Below are 20,300 nucleotides of genomic sequence, written 5' to 3' on the forward strand. Positions count from 1 at the left end.
GATGCGCGCGTCCCGGACCGGGGCACGCTTTGCCCGCGCTCCGCCGGATGCTAGGCCGTGCGGCAAAGAGGCCGGCGGTGATTCGAAAGGTGCGTGCATGCCAAGTCCCGACCCCAAGGTCATCTCCGGCACGGCGAACCGCCCCCTTGCCCGCGCCATCATGCGACGCATGGCCATGCATCGGGGCGTCCGCACCGGCCTCGTGGAGGCGCGGGTGGAGCGCTTCAACGATCAGGAAATTTTCGTCGAGGTGTTCGAGAACGTCCGCGGCGAGGACATGTTCATCGTCCAGTCGACCTCGAACCCGGCGAACGACAACCTGATGGAGCTGCTGATCATCTCCGACGCGCTGCGTCGGTCGTCGGCGGCGCGGATCACGGCGGTCATCCCCTATTTCGGTTACGCGCGGCAGGATCGGCGGACCAAGGCCCGAACACCGATCTCCGCCAAGCTCGTGGCCAACCTGATCGCCAATTCGGGGATCGAGCGGGTCCTGACGATGGATCTGCACGCCGCGCAGATCCAGGGCTTCTTCGACATTCCCGTCGACAACCTCTACGCCTCGCCGATCTTCGCCCTCGACATCATGCACCATTTCAAGGGCGGGCTGGACGATCTGGCCGTGGTCAGCCCGGACGTGGGGGGCGTGGGCCGCGCGCGCGAACTCGCGCAGCGGATCAACGCGCCGCTCTCCATCGTCGACAAGCGGCGCGAGCGCGCGGGCGAGGTTTCGGAGATGACGGTGATCGGCGACGTGGCCGGCAAGACCGTCATCATCGTCGACGACATCTGCGACACGGCCGGCACCCTCTGCAAGGCGGCGGACGTCCTCGTGAAGGCCGGTGCGAAGGAGGTGCACGCCTATATCACGCACGGCGTCCTGTCCGGTCCGGCGGTCGACCGGATCACCGCGTCGCAGCTCAAGAGCCTCGTCATCACCGACTCGATCGAGCCGACGGAGGCCGTGAAGAACTGCGCCAACATCCGCATCGTGCCGCTCGCGCCGATGCTGACGCAGGCGATCCTCAACATCTGGAACGGCACCTCGGTCTCCTCGCTGTTCGACACCGCCACGCTGGAGCCGATCTACGAACCGCTCTATCCCGGCCTCAACATTGACAACTGAACCCACGGGGATCTTCCTCGTCTGCCCGCCCGGCCTCGAGCAGTTGCTGGCCGGGGAAGCGTCCGAGACGGGGTTCGCGAACGTCGCCACCGCCCCGGGCGGCGTGACGATCACGGGCGGCTGGCCGGAGGTGTGGCGCGCGAACCTGACGTTGCGGGGCGCGGTGCGGGTACTGGCGGGACTCGGCGCGTTCCGGGCGTTCCATCTGGCGCAGCTCGACAAGCGGGCGCGAAAATTCCCGTGGGGCGATGTGTTGCGCGCCGACGTTCCCGTGGCGGTCGAGGTCGCGACGAACCGGAAATCGAAGATCTACCACGCCGGTGCCGCGCAGCAGCGGATCGAGACCGCCATCGCGGAGGAACTCGGCGCGCCGATCGGGCCGGGCGGTGTGACGGTGCGAGCGCGGATCGACGACAACCTCGTGGAGCTCAGCGTCGACACCTCCGGCGAGAGCCTTCACAAGCGCGGTCACAAGGTTGCGGTCGGAAAGGCGCCGATGCGCGAGACGATGGCGGCGATGTTCCTGCGCGCCAGCGGCTATCGCGGGGCGGAGCCGGTGCTCGACCCGATGTGCGGCTCCGGCAGCTTCGTGATCGAGGCGGCCGAGATCGCCGCGGGGCTTCGGCCCGGACGCGGTCGCCGCTTCGCCTTCGAGCGGCTCGCGAGCTTCGACGCGACGGCCTGGACGCAGATGCGCGCGGACCCGACGCAACCTCTGCCCGATCTCGCCTTCCATGGCTCCGATCGCGATGCGGGCGCTTTCGCCGCGGCACGGGCCAACGCGAACCGCGCGGGCGTGGGCGACCTCGTGTCGTTCCGGAAGGCCGCGGTGAGCGAGATCGCACCGTCCCCGGGTCCGCCCGGCCTCGTCATCGCCAATCCGCCCTATGGCGGGCGCATCGGAGACCGGAAATCGCTCTACCCCCTCTACGCGGCGTTGGGCCGCGCGCTGGGTACACGGTTCGGCGGCTGGCGGGTCGGGATCGTGACGACGGAGGCCTCCCTCGTCGGCGCGATGGAGCTGCCCTTCGGCCCGCCCGGTCCACCGGTGCCGCATGGCGGATTACGGGTCCGCCTCTGGCAGACCAGCCCGCTGCCGGGGCAACGCTGACGGCGCGTCCGTGTCCCTATGGCCGGAATCACGGACGCGCCGTCAGCGCCTCAGGTCCGATGACCCTTCTGCCCGACAGCGCCTGGAGAAAGGCTGGCGGTTCCGAACCGGAGCCGCCGCTTTCGACCCAATCGTCGGCAGGTTCAGGCGCAGGCCTTCACCGCCCGTGCGCACATGACCTTGACAAGATGCGCCCGATAGGCGCCGTCGCCGTGCAGGTCCGAGATCATGCCATCCGCGTCGGGCGCGGACAGGCCCTTCACCGCGTCCTCGGAGAAGTTTCCGGACAGTGCCGCTTCCGCCTCGTTCCATCGGAACACCCCGTCCGAGGAGGCGCCGGTGACGGCCACGCGCACCGCGTCGGAATACTTGGCCACGAACACCGCGACGAGCGGAAAGCGGGAGGCGGGCTGGATGAACTTCTCGTAATGCGCCGCTTCCGGAACCGGGAACCGCACTTCGGTGACGATCTCCCGCTCCTCCAGCGCGGTCGTGAACATGCCGAGGAAGTAGTCGTCGGCCGCGATCTCCCGGTTCTGGGTCACGATCGTCGCGTTACAGGCCAGCGCCGCCGCCGGATAGCAGGCCGAGGGGTCGTTGTTCGCGAGCGAGCCGCCGATCGTGCCGCGGTTGCGGACGGCCGGATCGCCGATCCGGCCGGCAAGCGAGGCCAGCGCCGGAAAGCTCTCGGCGCAGTCGCGCTGCACCATGGCGTGGGTCGTCCCGCCGCCGATGCAGAGGCGTCCGTCATCATCGGTGCAGATGCCCTTGATCTCCTCGATGGCCGACAGCGCCACGAGCGTGTCGGCCATCGCGAGCCGCGCCTTCATCGTCGGCAGGAGCGTCTGCCCGCCGCCGAGGGCCTGCGCGTCCTCGGCCTGCATCGCCTCGATGGCCTCCTGCAGGCTCGCGGGCTTGACCAGTTCAAAATCGTACATCGCTCTCTCCTCAGACGTTCGTCGCCGCGCCGGCCACGGACCGGTCATGCGTCGTCTCTTCGCTATGCGCTGCCGGTTGCGCGGCGCGCTGGTTCGGCGTGCCGCCGTGCATGGCATGCCAGACCCGCGCCGGCGTGAGCGGCATGTCGATATGCCCGACATCGTGGCCGCCGGAGGCCAGCGCGTCGATCACCGCGTTGACCACGGAGGGCGGCGAGCCGATCGCCCCCGCCTCGCCGCAGCCCTTCACGCCCAGCGGGTTGTGGGTGCAGGGAGTCCGGCAGGAGCTGTCCACCGCGAACATCGGAAAATCGTGCGCCCGCGGCATGGCGTAATCCATGTAACTTGCGGACAGGAGCTGCCCGTCCGCGTCGTAGGCACAGCTTTCGAGCAGCGCCTGCCCTATTCCCTGGGCAAGGCCCCCGTGGACTTGCCCCTCCACGATCATCGGGTTCACCACGTTGCCGAAATCGTCGGCGGCGGCGAAGGCCAGCACCTCGACCTTTCCGGTCTCGGGGTCCACCTCCACCTCGCAGGCATAGGCGCCCGAGGGATAGGTGAAGTTGTTCGGGTCGTAGAACGCCGTTTCCTCCAGCCCGGGCTCGATGTCCTCCAGCGGGTAGTTGTGCGGCACGTAGGCGGCGAGCGTCACATCGCCCCAGGCGACCGACTTGTCGGTGCCGGCCACGGTGAACTTGCCGTCCTTCAGTTCGATGTCCTCGTCCGACGCCTCCATGATGTGCGCGGCGATCTTCTTCGCCTTGGCGATCACCTTCTCGGTCGCGCGATAGATGGCCGAGCCGCCGACCGCGAGCGAGCGGGAGCCGTAGGTGCCCATGCCCATCGGCACCTTGTCGGTGTCGCCGTGGACGATCTCGACCTGATCCTCCGGAATGCCGATCATGTCGGCCACGACCTGCGGGAACGAAGTCTCGTGCCCCTGTCCGTGGCTATGGCTGCCGGTCATCACGACGAGACCGCCGGTCGCGTTCACCCGCACCGTGGCACTCTCGTAAAGCCCCGCCCGCGCGCCGAGCTGCCCGACGAGATGGGAGGGCGCGATGCCGCAGGCCTCGATGTAGGAATTGATACCAAGGCCGCGTAGCTTGCCCCGCGCCTCGCTCCCGGCGCGCCGGGCCGGGAAGCCGTCGCGGTCGATGAGCTCCAGAAGCTTGTCCATGGTCGCGTGGTAATCGCCGGTGTCGTATTCCACGGCCACGGGCGTCGCGTAGGGAAACTCGGTGATGAAATTCTTCCGGCGCAGCTCCACCGGGTCCACGCCCAGCTCCCGCGCCGCCTTGTCGACGACCCGCTCCAGCTGGAACGTGGCCTCGGGCCGGCCGGCCCCGCGATAGGCGTCGACCGGCACGGTGTTTGTGAAGACCGCCTTCACGTTCACGTAGATCAGCGGCGTCTTGTAGTTGCCGGCCATCAGCGTGCCATGCAGCCAGGTCGGCACCGAGGGCGCGAACGTCGACAGGTACGCGCCCATATTGGCGTAGGTCTCGGTGCGGAGCGCGGTGAAGTTGTGCTCCGCGTCGAGCGCCAGTTCGATCTTCGTGACGTGGTCGCGCCCGTGGGCGTCGGACATGAAGGCCTCCGAGCGCGACGAGGTCCACTTCACCGGCCGCTCCAGCGCCTTCGCCGCGAAGGTGCAGAACGCCTCCTCCGCGTAGTGGAAGATCTTGGTGCCGAAGCCGCCGCCCACATCGGGCGCCACCACGCGCAGCTTGTGCTCCGGAATGCCGAGCACGAACGCCCCCATAAGCAGACGGATCACGTGCGGGTTCTGCGAGGTGGTGTAGAGCGTCGAATGATCGTCGTGGGACGTGTAGTCGCCCACGGCCACGCGCGGCTCCATCGGGTTGGCGATCAGCCGGTTGTTGACGAGTTCCAGCGTGGTGACATGCGCGGCCGCGGAGATGGCACGGTCCACCGCCTCCTTGTTCTCCTGCACGAGGCCCCAGTCGTAGCAGAGATTGCCCGCGAGCTCGTCGTGCACCTTCGGCGCGCCGGGCTTCACCGCGGCCTTCATGTCGATCACCGCCGGCAGCGATTCGATCTCGACCTCGATGGCCTCGCAGGCATCCTTCGCCTGGTCCCGCGTCTCGGCGACCACGGCGGCGATCGGGTCGCCCACATGGCGGACCTTGCCATGCGCCAGCACCGGATGCTTCGGCTCCTGCATGACGGAGCCGTCGATGGAGGTGATCTGCCAGCCGCAGGGAATGCCGCCGACCTCCGCGAAATCCTCGCCGGTGAAGACCCGGATCACGCCCTCCATCGCCTCCGCCGCGCCGGTGTCGATCGACGTGATCCGCCCATGCGCCACGTCGGAGCGGAGGAACACGACATGCGCCTGCCCGGCAAGGTTGATGTCGTCGGTGTAGCGGCCCTTTCCCGTCAGGAAGCGCACGTCCTCGCGCCGCTTGGGGCTTGCGCCAATTCCGGTGTCCTTCGGCATATCTCGTCCTCCCTGGAGCGCCGGGGGGTCCGCGACCCCGCTCCGGCCTGTCGATCAAACGGTCCGCGCCCTCCCCGACGCGTCCCGGACTCCTATTCGGCCGCGACGGCCGGCACGTCCTGCCCCGAGGCCGCCATCACCGCCTTGACGATGTTGTGGTAGCCGGTGCAGCGGCAGATATTGCCTTCGAGGTAGTGCCGCACCTCGGCCTCGCTCGGCCGCGGGTTCTCCCGCAGGAGCGAGGTCGCCGCCATCACCATGCCCGGCGTGCAGAAGCCGCATTGCAAGCCGTGATAATCCTGGAACGCCTGCTGCACCGCGCTGAGCGTCCCGTCCGCGCCCGCGATCCCCTCGATGGTCGTGACCTCCGCACCGTCCACTTCCTGCGCCAGCACGCTGCACGCCTTCACCGGCTCGCCGTTCAGATGGACGATGCAGGCCCCGCATTGCGTCGTGTCGCAGCCAACATGCGTCCCCGTCAGGCGCAGTCCCTCCCGCAGCCAGTCGACCAGCAGCGTCCGGCCCTCGGCCTCCGCGCTGCGGGACTTGCCGTTCACAATCATCGTGACTTTGGTCATGGTCCGTCTCCCTCGTTTGCGGTCACTCAACCACAGGTCCGGCGGACGTGGAACTGCGATTTTGATCGCGCCGGCGCGGCTCGCGCGGCTGCGGCCGGGTCGGGATCTCGCCCAGCAGCCCGCCGACGCCGAGGCGCGCGATGTCTTCGTTCGTGACATCGATCCCGCAGACCAGCCGCTCCAGAATCCAGTCCGCACCGTTGAGCTTGGGCGAGCGCGCGCAGCCCGGCAGGCCCAGAACGTGGTCCCCGCCCAGCCGGCCGAGGAACAGGAGGTTCCCCGGATCGACCGGCATGCCGAACCGCGTGAGATGGCCCCCGGCATCGACCAGCGCGCCGGGCCCCACATCCTCCGTGTCGGAGGTGGCCGAGGCCGTCAGGATCAGCCGGAGCGGCGCGTCCCCCGACGCGAGCGCAGCCCGGATCGCGTCCCGGCGGTGCGGCATGCGGGTGACCTCGCAGGTCAAGTCCAGCCGGTCGAGCCGGTCCAGCACCGCGCGCGCCCCGTCCGGCGCGCCCTCCAGCACCGTGACGATCAGCTCCGCCCGGTCGATCGCGGGCGGGTGAAGTCGCAAGGCACCCGCCAGCGCGTCGAGCCGCCCCGAAAGGGTTTCGCCGTCCGTGGCATAGGGGATGATCTTCACCGTCGCGACCATCGTGCCCGCCGCCACCCGTTGCCATTCCGGCAGGGTCGCCACGGTCACGTCCGGCGTGATCGCGTTCGCCGCGTCGATCTTCGCCCGCGACACTTCCAGCACGCCCGGCCCCGTCGCATGCAGGTTGGCGCGCCCCGTGAAGGGCGGCCGCAGTTCGAGCCCCGGGGCGAGCAATGCGCGCCCGACCATCTCCGCCACCGCGTCCTCGGTCACGTCGCCGGGATCGAGGCGCGCGACGATCACGTTGTCCCGCCCCGCTGCGCGCAGCCGCGCCACCGCGCAGGCGTCGAGGCGGCTGCCCTTGCGAAGGCGGCCTTCGGGGGTAGCGACCGAATGGGCGAGGATCGCGCCTTCCGCCTCGCCGAGCGGCACCGGGCCGAACCTCACGGGCGGCGAAGCGTCTGCGTCATCGCCGCGAGGATCGCCACCGCGATCTCCCCCGGCGTGCGCGACCCGATGTCGAGCCCGATCGGCGCGTCGATCCGGGCGATCCGTTCCGCGTCGATCCCGACCTCCTTCAACCGCGCCACCCGCTTCGCATGCGTCCGCGTCGAGCCGAGGGCGCCGACATAGAAGGCGGGTGAGTCGAGCGCGACCGTCAGCGCCGGATCGTCGAGTTTCGGATCGTGCGTCAGAAGCACCACCGCCGTGCGCGCATCCGGCGCCAACGCCGTCATCGCCGCGTCGGGCCAGTCATGGGTGAGCGCGGTGTCGGGAAACCGCGCGGGCGACGCGAAAGCCTCGCGCGGGTCGATCACCGTCGCCGTGTAGCCCGCGAGCCGCGCCATCGGGATCAGCATCTGCGCCACATGCACGCCGCCCACGACGATCAGGCGCAGCGGCGGCGCGTGCAGCGTCACGAAGGTCCGCCCGTCCGGCTCGAAATCGCTGCGGTCCGCGCGAAGCCGTTCCGCGACCCGACCGGCGGGCAGCAACGAAGCCGCCCCGCTCTCGACATCCACCGCCTGCCCCGCCGCCTCGCCCCGCGCCCGCCGCGCGACCAGATCGGCCAGCATGTCCTCCGGCAGCGTGCCGCCCACCGGCTCGACCAGCACGCGGATGCGCCCGCCGCAGGCCAGACCGACCGCAAAGGCCTCGTCGTCGGACACGCCGTACTCGAGCACGCGGTGCCGCCGGTCCTCCATCGCCTCCAACGCCTCGGCCACCACCGCCCCCTCGACACAGCCGCCGGAGACGGAACCCACGATCTCCGCCTCGCCCGACACGGCGAGTTGCGAGCCGCGGGGCCGCGGGGCGCTGCCCCAGGTCTCGATCACGGTGGCGAGCACCGCCCCTTTGCCGGCGCGATGCCAGTCGAGCGCGGCGCGCGGTGCATCATCGGTTGCTTCCATAAAAAATGGACCCCCCGCCGGCAGAATGGCGGAGGGCCGCTCCTTGAACAAGCTCTTCGTAATCACCCACCCCTTCCCGGGACCGGGCATGAATTTCATCGAATGCCGCGGCTCAATTCGCCGCGGCCGTCCGCAGAAGTCCGGTAATCTGACGCACGGTGGCGCGGCGGTTCGCCTGCTCCGCCTCCAGCGTCGAAACCTTCAGGAACTCCTCGCCGTAGCCCTGCACGACCATGTTCTCGACGGGCACGTCGAAATACTCGTTGAGCGCGAGCGCCAGTGTTTCCGCCCTGCGGTCGGACAGCGCGAGGTTGTAGGCCGCGTCGCCCACGGCATCAGTATGCCCTTCTATCAGGAACACCTCCTTCGGGTTCTCCCGGATCGCGCCCAGCACCTCGCGCGCCAGCGAGGTCAGGTTCGCCGCCTGTTCCGGCGAGATCGCAGCGGAGCCCGACGCGAAGGTCACCGTATCCACCTCGTAGGCCGGCGCCAGCGCCCGCACCTCCGAGATGTTGCGGACCTGCGCCAGGCTGAAGCGACGGTCAATCCCCGCCTCCCGCTCGAGCGCGTCGCGCAGCGGATCGTCGCTCGCCCCGGACCGCGACGACACGATGGGTTCGGGCAGCGTCGCGACATCGACCGGCTCCGCCACCTCGGTATCGTCGATCAGGGTGTAGCGCGTGCCGTCCGGGTCGATCCGGTCGCGCCGCAACACCCGCAGCGAGGCGTCGCGGATGGTGACGATCCGGCTGCCGTCCGGTCGTGTGACCGTCGTGCGGGTCGATCCGTCGTCGAACCGCTCGGTCCGCACGTCGTCGCCGCTCTGCCGCAGCAGCGCGTCGTCGTCCTTGAAGACCTGCAGCGCACCGTCATCCTGCTGCACGACCACGCGGTCGCCGGAATTCGACACGACGCGGCTGCGGTTGGCGAGAACGGTGCCGACCGCGAGCGCGCCGAGCGCACCGAGCGCGAGCTTCGCACCGCCGGAGAGGCCCCGATCGTCGTCGTCGTCATCGTCATCGTCGTCGTTTTCGGTGACGACCGCCTCGGTCTCGAAATCCTCCGAGGACGTGCGGACGTCCTCCTCCCCGATCGTCTGCTCCTCGACCTCGGCCGCCGCGGCATCGTCAGTCGCCGCCGCCGCCACGCCGCCGCCCGACTGCAATTGTTCGAGCGCGCGCGAAGCTTGGTCGCGGGCCCGGCGCTGACGCTCCGTCAACTCCGGCTCGGGCTTGGACGCGACCTCGTCGGCGATGGCGCTGTCATTCTCGTTGCGGCGCTCCTCGCGGTTCTGGCGATTGCCCTCCCCGGCCTCGCGGCGCTCTTTGCGGCTGTCGCGGTCGCGGTCGTTTGTCTCGGCGGTGTCCGCGTCACCGGTAGCATCCTCGTCGGCACGCAGCGCTTCCGCCTCGTTTCCGTCCTGACCCTCCAACTCCGGACGCTGTCGGGCGCGTTCCTCGTCCACTGCGCCATCGGCCTGCTGATCTTCCCCGGCCTCGTCCGTGTCGCGATTCCGGCGTTTCCGCGCGCCATCGGCCGGGGCCTCCTCTACCTGTCCGGTTTCAGCGACATCGCTCTCGACGGCCTCCGCCGATGCGGCGGGATCTTCGGCCATCTCCGGTTCAGCGGGCTCGACCGGCTCCTCGGCGATCTCCGGCGCGTCGGATTCCGCCGCGGCTTCGGCCTCTGACGCGCGTTCCGTGCGGCCGGTCCGGTCGCGCTCCTTATCGCGGTCGCCGCGCCCCTCGCGCTCCGCTCCGGCCTCGCGATTGCCCTCGGCATCCGCAGCGTCGCCGTCTTCCTCACTCTCGACGTCGGCCTGCGCCTCGGCGGCGGGGGCCGCGCCCCGTTCCGTCAGGCAACGTTCGAGGCGGTTGGGACGATCCGCGAACTCCGCTTCGCAGGCGGCGACGATCTCGGCGCTGTTCTGCGCGAAGGCGGGCGGAACGAGACCCGGCACAAGCAGCGAGACGCTCGCGGCCAGAGCGGTCGCCTGACGGAATGGGGCACGCTCACGTGCTTCTTTGCGTTCGGTACGGGACATAGCGCCTCTGGTGAATGTCTGTGCAATCGGCCAAGCGATCACGTTGTCTTCAAACCCCACCGGACGGGCGCAGTTCCAAATCGAACGCGTGTTATCGGATAACAACCGACCGCTGACGGATGACCGTTTCCGCAGTGTTAAGACTTTGACAAGTCCGGCCTTCCCGTGTGCCATTCCTGGCCGGTTCCCATCGGTGTCCCGGGGCGCGACAAGGCGTCGGCCAGACCCTCGAGCGCGCCGATCGAATGGCCGGCACGGAACGTATCGACATGCGGCAGGAGCGCGCGGATGCCCGCGGCGCGCGGCGCGAAGCCGTCGAAACGCAGCAGCGGGTTCAGCCAGATCACGCGGCGCGCGCTCAAGCGAAGCCGTTCGGCCGCGCGGGACAGCTGGTCCGGATCGCCGCGATCGAGCCCGTCCGTGATCAGAAGCACCACGGCCCCCGCCCCCGTCACGCGTCGGGACCAGTCGCGGTTGAAGGCATGCAGGGCCTCGCCGATCCGCGTGCCACCCTCCCAATCCTGCGCCTCTGCCCCCGCGGCGGCGAGCGCTGCGTCGACGTCGCGCGTGGCCAGATGGCGGGTGATGTTGGTCAGGCGCGTCCCGAACGTGAAGGCGTGGACCTGCGCCCAGCCCTGACCCTTCCGATTGGCCACGGCATGCAGGAAATGCAGAAGCGCCCGGGAATAGACCGACATGGAGCCGGAAATATCGCAGAGCGCGACGAGGTTCGGCCAGCGGATACGCGGGGTTGCGTGGCGAAGTTCATGCAACTCTCCGGTCCGCAACGCGGCGCGCAACGTGGCCCGCCGATCGATCCGGCCCGTGCCTGCAGGGCGGGTCCGTCGCGACGGGATCGGCGGCACAGGCAGGCGCAAGGTGGCGAGCATCCGCTTTGCCGCCGTCATCTCCGCATTCGACATCTGTTCGAAGTCGAGTGTCCTGAGCCGCTCGCGCCCGCTCGCCGTCGCCGTCGCGTCGATCTCGAGAACGGGATCCTCCGAGGTCTTGCCCTGTTCCACGGACGGTGCCTGATCGAGCAGCGCCTCGGCCGCCCGTTTCTCGGCCGGGCGCGGCGCCCGCGCCTCCTGCACGCCGCGGATCGTCGGCGTGAGCAGGCCCATCATGTGTTCGAGAAACCGCGGATCCCGCCAGTAGAGCCGGAACATCTGCGCGAAGGTCGCGCGGTGTTCCGGCCGGCGCACGAAGACCGCTTCGAGCGTATGGAAGAAGTCCGTACGGTCGGTGAAGCCCGCGGCGGCGACCGCGCGCGTCGCGAGGATCAGTCGGTCCGGTCCCGCCGGCAGCCCGGCCCGGCGCAGCGCCGCTGCGAAGTGGGCGATGTTGCCCGCGAGGCGCGGATCATCGGGTAGGTCGAACGCTGCGTGATCCATCCGCCTGCCTCCGCGTTGCCGTGCGACCCGATCCGGTCCCGGACCGACGCGGCCCGTGTCTCCCTGTCGCCTGGCTCAGGTCAGCCAGGTCGCGTAGTCACTGACCAGAAGATGCGTTGGCGCCGTATCCTCCTCGATGTCGGAGAAGCGTCCGATCGGATCGCGGAAGATGTTGTCGGTCTCGTCGTCGTTCACCGTCGAGACCTCGCCGATCAGCACGCCGCCGCCCTCGCCCCAGAAGGCATGCCAGTCGCCGGGACGCAGCGTGACGCTCTCGCCCGGCGCGAGATGCAGGCGCTCGCCGGGGGCGTAGTCGCGGCGGATTCCGTCGCACCAGACGGTGCCGCCCGCGCACCCGTCGAACCGGCCCTCCTCGTCGGAGCCGAACAGCTCCACCACCAGCGTCGCGCCGCCGCGGTTGATGATGTCCTCGGCCTTCAGGACGTGGGTGTGCATCGGGCTCAGCTGGTTCTCGTGCGAGATGAGGAGCTTCTCGGCGTAGCACATGCCGCCGCCCTTCCGCAGGTCCGCGAGGAGGCCGTTGCGGAGCGTGAAGAGGAACAGCCCCATCTCGTCGTAGCGGCCCCGGCCGAAATCGGTGATGTCCCAGCCGCAGCGCGCGTCGATCACGTGCCGCGCCTCGTCCTTGCGGGCGGCGAACTCCTCCGGCGTCCAATGCGCGAAGGGCGGCAGGGCGAACCCGTTCGCCGCGATCATGTCCGCGGCCTCCGCCATGATGCGGTTGATGTCGGAACGTTTCATGCGCTGTCTCCCCCGTATGTATCCGCGCTTCCTACCGGGCCGGGAAGCCGGGCTCAATCGGCGGTCCCGTTCGCGCAGGGCGCGAGGCGCAGTGGCGCCCCGGCCGCGGCGCCGATCTCACGACAGGTTCCGTCCGCGCAGAGGGTCCAGCCGCCGCCGGTCTCGCCGGATGCCGCGAGATGGAGCGCCGGCACCTCCAGCCCGCCGGGGCTCACCCACCAACCGTCCCGCAGGACGGCGTCCGCTCCGGGTTCCATCCCCGCGCCGGAGCCGCGCACCGCCGCATCCCGCAGGCGCAGTCGGTCGTCCGCGACCGTCCAGCGCTCGACCCAGTCCGTCCGCTCCACCGAATGGGTCCAGCGAAGCGTGAAGTCCGGCGCGGCGAGGTGCAGAAACGTCGCGCCGAGCATCAGGCAGGCGCCGCTCACGCCGGATGGGCTGCGCGGTTCCGCATCCAGATGAGCCCCCCGGCCAGCGCCGCCAGGGCGAAGCCGATCTCGTCGGTCAAGGGGAGCGAGGCGATGAGCGTGAAGGCCGCGACCATGGAGAGCGCGCGGACGGGCCAGCCGAGCCGCGCGCCGAGCCAGCCGATCACCGCGACCCCCCAGAGCGCGATGGAGAGCGCCGTCTTGGCGATCACGTAGGCCACGGCCGGCCAGAACCCGATCGCGTCGGCCAGCGGGCCGCCCGGCTGCAGCATCAGGACGGGTGTGTAGACCGCCATGAAGGGGATGACAAAACCGGCGGCGGCGACCTTGATCGCCTCCATGGAGATGCGGAGCCCGCTCGCCTTCGCGATCGGCGCGGCGGCGAAGCAGGCCAGCGCCACGGGCGGCGTCAGGTCGGCGAGGATGCCGAAGTAGAACACGAACATGTGGCTCACGATCAACGGCACGCCGAGCTGCAGCAGCGCCGGCCCCGCGATCGAGGAGGTGATGATGTAGTTCGGGATCGTGGGGATCCCCATGCCGAGAAAGATGCAGGTGACCATCGTGAGGACGAGCGACAGGAACAGGTTGTCCTGCCCGATGGCGACGATGAACTGCCCGAAGGTGTTGGCCGCCCCGGTCAGCGTCATCGTCCCGATGATCACGCCGACGAGCGCGCAGGCCACGCCGACGGGCAGCGCGGTGCGCGCGCCCTCGGCCAGGCTGTCGCGACACAGGCGGAGCGTTTCCCGCCCCCCGTGCGACACGGCGCAAACGGCGATCAGCACCGCGACCGCGGCGACGAGAAGCCATGTCCCGTATTCCAGAAACGCCGCCGCGACGAGGCCGAGCGCGATCCAGAAGACGCCGCGCATGGCGCGGGACGGCAGGCCGAGCACGATCGAACCGCCGAGGATCAAAAGCACGGTGAGGCCGAGCCCGACCGTCCCGGCGAAGAGCGGCGTGTAGCCCCCGAACAGGAGGTAAACGAGCACGCCCAACGGCAGCAGCAGCATCCAGCCGTCCTTCAGCGCCTTGAGCGGCGACGGCAGGTCGGCGTGCGGCAGGCCCTTCAGCCCGTGGCGCCCGGCTTCCAGATGCACGATCCAGAAGGCCGAGGCGAAGTAGAGGATGGCCGGGACGAGCGCGGCCTTCACGACCTCGACATAGGGCACGTCGAGCGTCTCGGCCATGATGAAGGCGACGGCGCCCATGACCGGCGGCATGATCTGTCCGCCCATCGAAGCGGTGGATTCGACGCCGCCCGCGAACTCCGCCCGGTAACCGAACCGCTTCATCAGCGGGATCGTGAACTGTCCCGTCGTGACCACGTTCGCCACGCCGGAGCCCGAGATCGTGCCCATCAGACCGGAGGAGACGACGGACACCTTGGCCGCGCCCCCCTGCCTATGACCGAACAGGCCCATCGAGACATCGGTGAAGAGCTTGATCATTCCGGCCCGCTCGAGGAACGAGCCGAACAGGATGAAGAGGAAGATGTAGGTCGAGGAGACGTAGATCGGAATGCCGTAGATGCCCTCGGTCCCGTAGGCCATGTGGTCGATGACCTGCTCGAAGGCGTAGCCGCGATGCTGAAGCGGAAACGGCAGATATTGCCCGAACAGGCAGTAGGCGAGGAACACGCCCGAGATGATCGGCAGCGCGATCCCCATCATCGCGTATCCGGCGGCAAAGACGGTGACGAGCGCCACCACGCCCATCGCGATGTCGGCGGTGAGCGGCCGGCCGGCGCGGAGGATGAGGTCGTTGTATTCGATCCACTGATAGGCCGTCACGGCGACCCCGGCCAACGCGAACGCCCAAGCAAGCGCACGTATCGCCGCGCCGCCCTTCGCGTAGGCGACGAGCGGGAAGGTGAGAAACATCAGGAAGCCGACATGGACCGCGCGGACGATCTGGCTCGGCATGTCGACGAGGTGGCCCGCGGTCGCGATCTGGAACACGGAGAACAGGACCGCGGTCCAGAACAGCGCGCGGCCAACGAAGCCCTCGGGAAAGCTTACGCCGTGGGATTCCTGTGGAACCGGCGGGGCGGCGGCGTCGGTCATGGCGGGATCCGGCATCGAGAAGGGTCGGACGCCGCGGCGGCGGCGCCCGTTGGAGGCTCGGCTTACTCGAGGAGGCCCTGTTCGCGGTAGTAGCGTTCCGCGCCGGGATGGAGCGGGATCGGCATGCCGTCCAGCGCCGTGTCGGCGGAGATCTGCGAGGCCGTCTGATGCGAGGCGGCGAGGGTGTCGAGGTTCTCGAAGAGCAGCTTCGTCATCTGGTAGGCCGTCTCGTCGGACACGCCGGCATGGGTGATGAGGAAGTTCGGAATCGACACCGTGGCCACATCCGCCTCCTGCCCGTCATAGGTGCCGGCCGGAATCGTCGCCGCCTGATAGGGCGCGCCGAGGCTTTCGGCCACGTCGGCGGGGATCTCGACCACGGTGATCGGCACGGAGGAGGAAAGGTCGCGGATCGACGCCACGCCGAGGCCCGCCGATTGCAGCGTCGCGTCGAGCTGACGGTTCTTCATCAGCTCCACCGATTCGGCGAAGGGCAGGTATTCGACCTTGCCCAGATCCTCGTAGGACATCCCCGCCGCCTCGAGGATGGCGCGGGCGTTGAGCTCGGTGCCCGAGGCAGGCGCGCCTACGGAAACGCCCATGCCGGCGAGGTCGGCGAGCGTCGCGGCGCCGCTCTCCTCCAGCGCGACGAGTTGGATGTAGTTCGAGTAGATGCCGGCGATCCCGCGCAGCTGGTCGAGCTTCTCGGGGAAGCCCGCATCCGCGTCGCCCTCCCAGGCGAGCGCCACGCTGTCGCCGAGCGAGAAGGCGATCTCGCCCCGGCCCTGCTGCAACAGGTTCAGGTTCTCGACGGAGGCCTTGGTGGACTGCACCTGCGTGCGCGCGCCCTCGATCCCGTTGCCGTAGATGTCCGACAGGCCGACGCCCATCGGGTAGTACACGCCCGAGGTGCCGCCCGTCAGGACGTTGATGAACTCCTGCGCGGACGCCGCTAGCGGCGCGGCGACGGCCGATGCGATGACGGTGCCGCGCAGCGCGGCTTTCAGAATACCCATGATGTCCTCCCTGTTGCGCGCCCGCCGGGTCCGACCCGATCCGGGGCGCGCGGATCTATTGCGCACATAGTCTCCGCAGATGTTCCGCGTCCGCAAGGGGTATCTCGCGTCAGCCCCGCAAAGCGTCCGCACAAGCCGGAGCGCGTCGTGGATCGCGACATGGAAGTTCCGTCGAACACGTTGCTATCGATTCGGAAAACCCGCCAGGTTCCGCCCGGAACGCGCCGGCAAGCGACGCGATCCCGCGCGGCGTCAGTTCTCCGGAAAGAAGCAGGCCGCGGGGTGGTCGCTGTTGTCGAGCTCCGGGCGGACCTGGCGGCACTTGTCCTGCGTCTTCCAGCAGCGCGGCGCGAACGGGCAGCCATCCGGGATGGCGAGCGGCGACGGCAGCTCCCCCTTCAGCTGAATGCGGTCCTTCTGCCCCCGGGGATCGGCCTTGGGCGTCGCCGAAAGGAGCGCCTTGGCGTAGGGATGTTTCGGCGCGCCGAACACCGCGTCCTTCGAGCCCTTCTCCACCGCGCGGCCGAGATACATGACGATCACGTCATCGGCGACGTGGCGGACGACGCTGAGGTCGTGGCTGATGAAGAGGTAGGCGAGGTCGAGCCGTTCCTGCAGATCGACGAGGAGGTTCAGGATCGCCGACTGGATCGACAGGTCGAGCGCGGAGACCGGCTCGTCCAGCACCAGAACCTTCGGGTCGAGCATCAGCGCGCGGGCCACCGCGATCCGCTGGCGCTGGCCACCGGAGAACATGTGCGGATAGCGGTCGAAATGCTCGGGGCGCAGTCCGACAAGCCGCAGCATCTCGCGCGCCTTCTCCTCGCGTTCCGCCTTCGACATTTCCCGCCGGTTGATGACCAGCGGCTCCATCAGGATCTGGCCCACCCGTTGTCGCGGGTTGAGCGAGCCGTAGGGGTCCTGGAAGACGATCTGCACGGACGCGCGCAGGGACGCCCAGTCCTCCGGACGCACCTCCTTGCCGTCGAGCGTCAAGCGACCCGCCGTCGGCTCCTCGATCATCGTGACGACGCGCGCGAGCGTCGATTTTCCGCAGCCGCTCTCGCCCACCACGGCAAGAGTCTTGCCGGCATAGAGGTCGAAGTCGACGCCGCCGAGCGCGCGGAGCGTCCGGCTCTGCCGCAGGAAGCCGCCGCTGACGTCGTAATGGCGCTCCAGACCGCGCGCGGTCATCACGGGGGCATTCACGAGGCGATCCTCTCATCGGTGTTGAGCGGGTAAAAGCAGCGCGCGTAGCCAAGGTCGGGACCGAGGGGCGGCGGCGGTTCGGCCCGGCACTTGGCGTTGGCGAACTTGCAGCGCGGCGAGAACAGGCAGCCCTTGGGCCGGTCGAACTGCCCCGGCACGACGCCCGGGATGGTGGGCAGCCGACGGTCCGTCGCCCGCTCGGGCAGCGCATCGAGGAGCGCGGCGGTGTAGGGATGGTGCGGGCTGTCGAAGAGCGGCAGGACGGGCTGCTCCTCGATCTTCTGGCCGGCATATTGCACGCTCACGCGCTCGGCCGTCTCCGCCACCACGCCCATGTCGTGCGTGATGAGGACGAGGCCCATGCCGGTGTCCTCGCGCAGACCCGCGAGCAGATCGAGGATCTGTGCCTGGATCGTCACGTCGAGCGCGGTCGTCGGCTCGTCCGCGATCAGGAGTTTCGGGCGGCAGGCGATGGCCATGGCGATCATCACCCTCTGGTTCATGCCGCCCGAGAGCTGGTGCGGAAAGGCCGCGAGCCGGCGTTCGGGATCGGGGATGCCGACCTGCTCGAAGAGCTCTACGGCGCGGGCATGCCGCTCGCGGCGGCCGAGGCCAAGGTGGAAGCGCAGCGCCTCCTTGATCTGCCAGCCGACGGGAAAGCAGGGGTTGAGCGAGGACATCGGCTCCTGGAAGATCATGGCGAGGTCGTTGCCGACGATCCGGCGCCGCGCCCGCCCGCCGATCCGCAGGAGGTCGTGACCGTCGAAGGTCATCTCGTCGGCGGTCACCGTCGCCGTCCAGGGCAGCAGGCCCATCAGCGCAAGCATGGAGACCGATTTGCCGGAACCGCTTTCGCCCACGATGGCGAGGATCTCGCCGGCATCGACGTCCTGATCGACGGAGTCGACGGCGCGGAACCGGCCCGAGGCGGTGGCGAAGTCCACATTGAGGTTGCGGATGCGGAGTAGCGACATGTCGGTCAGCTCCGTTTCAGCTTGGGGTCGAGCGCGTCGCGCAGACCGTCGCCCATGAGGTTGATGGCGAGCACGGTGACGAGGATGGCAAGGCCGGGGAAGGTCACGACCCACCAGGCGCGCAGGATGAACTCCCGTGCCTCGGCGAGCATCGTGCCCCATTCGGGGGTCGGCGGCTGCGCCCCCATGCCGAGGAAGCCGAGCGCGGCGGCGTCGAGGATCGCCGTGGAGAAGGAGAGCGCCCCCTGCACGATGATCGGCGCAAGGCAGTTCGGCAGGACGGTCACGAACATCAGCCGGAAGTAGCCCGCCCCGACCACCCTGGCCGAGGTGACGTAGTCCTTCTGCCGCTCGGACATGACGCTGGCGCGGGTGAGGCGGACGTAATGCGGCTGCAGCACGATCGCGATGGCGATCATGGCGTTCAGAAGCGACGGCCCCAGCACCGCCACGAGGACGAGCGCCAGCAGGAGCGACGGGAATGCCAGGATGATGTCCATGATCCGCATGATGATCGCGTCCAGCCATTTCGGCGCGAACCCGGCCAGAAGGCCCATCAGGATGCCGCCGGTCGCCGCGATGGCAACGACGACGACGCCGACGAAGAAGGAGAACCGGGCCCCGACGATGAGCCGCGAGAGCAGGTCGCGTCCGAGCGGGTCGGTGCCGAGCAGAAAGCGCCACTCGCCCCCGTCCTGCCAGAAGGGCGGCTGCAGCGTCGCGCTTCGGAACTGCGCAGTCGGGTCGTGCGGCGCGATCCAGGGGCCGAAGAGCGCGAGAAAGGCGAACACGGCGAAGATCGACAGACCGATCACGGCGCCCCGGTTCTCGCGGAAGTAGAACCAGAACTCCCGCAGGCGGCCGGGGCGTTCCTCGACCATCGCGGCTTCGGCGGAGAGAGCCTCGTCCATCAGCGTTTCCTGATCTTGGGGTTGATGACGCCGTAGAGCATGTCGACGGTCAGGTTCACGAGCATCACCATGACGGCGATGAGCAGCAGCCCGCCCTGCACGACCGGGTAATCCCGCCGGAAGATGGAATCGACCATCCACTTGCCGATGCCGGGCCAGGAAAAGATCGTCTCGGTCAGGATCGCGCCGGCGAGCAGCGTACCGACCGAAAGGCCGATCACGGTGATCACGGGGATGAGTGCGTTCCGGAGCGCGTGGATGCCGTTGATCCGGCCGGGAGCCAGACCCTTGGCGCGCGCGGTGCGGATGTAATCCTCACCCAGCACCTCCAGCATCGCCGACCGGGTCTGCCGCGCGATCACGGCGAGCGGGATCGTGCCAAGAACGATCGTCGGCAGGAGCAGGTGCCGCACCGCCGACAGGAACGCGCCGGACTGGCCCGAGGCGAGGCTGTCGATCAGCATGAAGCCGGTCGGGTCGGGAAAGAAGTAAATGAGGTCGATCCGACCGGAAACGGGTGTCCATTGCAGGATGCCGGAAAAGACGATGATGAGAAGCAGCGCCCACCAGAAGATCGGCATCGAATAGCCGACCAGCGCGGTCGACATCAGCGCCCGGTCGAAGAACTTGCCGCGGTTCACCGCCGCGATCACCCCCGCCGGCAGGCCGAGCAGGACGGCGAAGATCATCGCGCAGATCGACAGCTCCAGCGTGGCGGGAAAGAGCGCGAAGAACTCGTCCCAGACCGGGCGCTTAGTGACGAAGGACTGGCCCAGATCGCCCTGCAGCACGCCGGTCAGGTAATCCCAGAACTGGACCCAGATCGGCTGGTCGAAACCGTATTGCGCCGAAAGCTCCGCGTAGCGTTCCTCGGATAGGCCGCGCTCGCCGGCCATGACGACGATCGGGTCGCCAGGCAGCGCGCGGATAAAGCCGAAGGAGATAAGCGTGACGCCGATAAAGGTCGGCACGAAGGTCAGGATACGGGCGAGGACGTAATTCAGCATGTCAGCGTCGGGTCCTTCGGGTGATCGTCGAATGGCGTCCGGACCCCGCGTGGAAGGCACGGCCGGTCTTGCCCCGGCGCCGCCGCACACGAACCCGGGACGCGCCGGGCGAACGTCGCATTACGCAGGGGGAATTGACTCGCACACGCCTGCGCTGAACGCAAGACATGGGACCGGGCGTCGCCTGCGCCGTCGCGACGGGTTTCCGGCGCGGCCGGGCGGGCAGGCTCGGGATGTAGGGACATTCTTGCCGGCATGGGGA

17 protein-coding genes are annotated in these 20,300 nt (G+C 69.0%); 2 read left to right on the forward strand and 15 right to left on the reverse strand.

What is annotated here, in order from left to right:
- Window positions 1-97: 97 nt before the first annotated feature.
- Together Q1B08_RS06420 and Q1B08_RS06425 are read left to right on the forward strand one after the other, a co-directional pair.
- Complete coding sequence (locus Q1B08_RS06420; protein WP_299816288.1) at window positions 98-1,126, forward strand: ribose-phosphate pyrophosphokinase; 1,029 nt, start codon at window positions 98-100, stop codon at window positions 1,124-1,126.
- Window positions 1,116-2,237, forward strand: a complete 1,122-nt coding sequence (locus tag Q1B08_RS06425; protein WP_299816290.1) for a class I SAM-dependent RNA methyltransferase — start codon at window positions 1,116-1,118, stop codon at window positions 2,235-2,237. The genes Q1B08_RS06420 and Q1B08_RS06425 overlap by 11 nt, the downstream gene beginning before the upstream one ends.
- A gap of 143 nt (window positions 2,238-2,380) precedes the next feature.
- Here the strand turns inward: Q1B08_RS06425 and Q1B08_RS06430 are convergent, their stop codons facing one another.
- The 15 genes from Q1B08_RS06430 to Q1B08_RS06500 form a co-directional block, all read right to left on the reverse strand.
- The gene (locus tag Q1B08_RS06430) at window positions 2,381-3,175 is read right to left on the reverse strand and encodes a xanthine dehydrogenase family protein subunit M (protein WP_299816292.1); all 795 of its coding nucleotides are present in this window, start codon (window positions 3,173-3,175) and stop codon (window positions 2,381-2,383) included.
- 10 nt (window positions 3,176-3,185) lie between these two features.
- Window positions 3,186-5,639 (reverse strand): xanthine dehydrogenase family protein molybdopterin-binding subunit, encoded by a 2,454-nt coding sequence (locus Q1B08_RS06435; RefSeq protein WP_299816294.1) that lies wholly within the window; start codon window positions 5,637-5,639, stop codon window positions 3,186-3,188.
- Between the two features lie 92 nt (window positions 5,640-5,731).
- Window positions 5,732-6,217 (reverse strand): (2Fe-2S)-binding protein, encoded by a 486-nt coding sequence (locus Q1B08_RS06440; protein WP_299816296.1) that lies wholly within the window; start codon window positions 6,215-6,217, stop codon window positions 5,732-5,734.
- Window positions 6,218-6,239: 22 nt separating this feature from the next.
- The gene (locus Q1B08_RS06445) at window positions 6,240-7,259 is read right to left on the reverse strand and encodes a molybdopterin-binding protein (RefSeq protein WP_299816298.1); all 1,020 of its coding nucleotides are present in this window, start codon (window positions 7,257-7,259) and stop codon (window positions 6,240-6,242) included.
- Window positions 7,256-8,224, reverse strand: coding sequence for an XdhC family protein (locus Q1B08_RS06450; RefSeq protein WP_299816300.1), 969 nt, complete (start codon window positions 8,222-8,224; stop codon window positions 7,256-7,258). The genes Q1B08_RS06445 and Q1B08_RS06450 overlap by 4 nt, the downstream gene beginning before the upstream one ends.
- 112 nt (window positions 8,225-8,336) lie before the next feature.
- A complete protein-coding gene (locus Q1B08_RS06455; RefSeq protein ID WP_299816302.1) occupies window positions 8,337-10,268 on the reverse strand; it encodes an OmpA family protein in 1,932 nt (643 codons plus the stop codon).
- 137 nt (window positions 10,269-10,405) lie between these two features.
- On the reverse strand, window positions 10,406-11,662 hold the full coding sequence (locus Q1B08_RS06460; RefSeq protein WP_299816304.1) for a VWA domain-containing protein: 1,257 nt from the start codon (window positions 11,660-11,662) through the stop codon (window positions 10,406-10,408).
- A gap of 75 nt (window positions 11,663-11,737) precedes the next feature.
- Window positions 11,738-12,424: a D-lyxose/D-mannose family sugar isomerase gene (locus Q1B08_RS06465; protein WP_299816306.1), complete on the reverse strand. Its 687-nt coding sequence runs from the start codon at window positions 12,422-12,424 to the stop codon at window positions 11,738-11,740.
- A 53-nt stretch (window positions 12,425-12,477) separates the two neighbouring features.
- Window positions 12,478-12,834 (reverse strand): DUF1850 domain-containing protein, encoded by a 357-nt coding sequence (locus tag Q1B08_RS06470; RefSeq protein WP_299816373.1) that lies wholly within the window; start codon window positions 12,832-12,834, stop codon window positions 12,478-12,480.
- 14 nt (window positions 12,835-12,848) lie between these two features.
- Complete coding sequence (locus Q1B08_RS06475; RefSeq protein ID WP_299816308.1) at window positions 12,849-14,921, reverse strand: TRAP transporter permease; 2,073 nt, start codon at window positions 14,919-14,921, stop codon at window positions 12,849-12,851.
- Between the two features lie 62 nt (window positions 14,922-14,983).
- Window positions 14,984-15,937: a TAXI family TRAP transporter solute-binding subunit gene (locus Q1B08_RS06480; protein WP_299816310.1), complete on the reverse strand. Its 954-nt coding sequence runs from the start codon at window positions 15,935-15,937 to the stop codon at window positions 14,984-14,986.
- 252 nt (window positions 15,938-16,189) lie between these two features.
- Entirely contained in the window at window positions 16,190-17,146 is a 957-nt protein-coding gene (locus tag Q1B08_RS06485) for a dipeptide ABC transporter ATP-binding protein (protein ID WP_299816312.1), read from the reverse strand.
- Window positions 17,143-18,120, reverse strand: a complete 978-nt coding sequence (locus tag Q1B08_RS06490; RefSeq protein ID WP_299816314.1) for an ABC transporter ATP-binding protein — start codon at window positions 18,118-18,120, stop codon at window positions 17,143-17,145. Before Q1B08_RS06490 ends, Q1B08_RS06485 begins: the two co-directional genes overlap by 4 nt.
- 5 nt (window positions 18,121-18,125) lie before the next feature.
- Window positions 18,126-19,031 (reverse strand): ABC transporter permease subunit, encoded by a 906-nt coding sequence (locus Q1B08_RS06495; protein ID WP_299816316.1) that lies wholly within the window; start codon window positions 19,029-19,031, stop codon window positions 18,126-18,128.
- Window positions 19,031-20,038, reverse strand: coding sequence for an ABC transporter permease subunit (locus Q1B08_RS06500; protein ID WP_299816318.1), 1,008 nt, complete (start codon window positions 20,036-20,038; stop codon window positions 19,031-19,033). The genes Q1B08_RS06495 and Q1B08_RS06500 overlap by 1 nt, the downstream gene beginning before the upstream one ends.
- Window positions 20,039-20,300: the final 262 nt, after the last annotated feature.

This window comes from uncultured Jannaschia sp. (assembly GCF_947494025.1).
Taxonomy (GTDB): Bacteria; Pseudomonadota; Alphaproteobacteria; order Rhodobacterales; family Rhodobacteraceae; genus Jannaschia.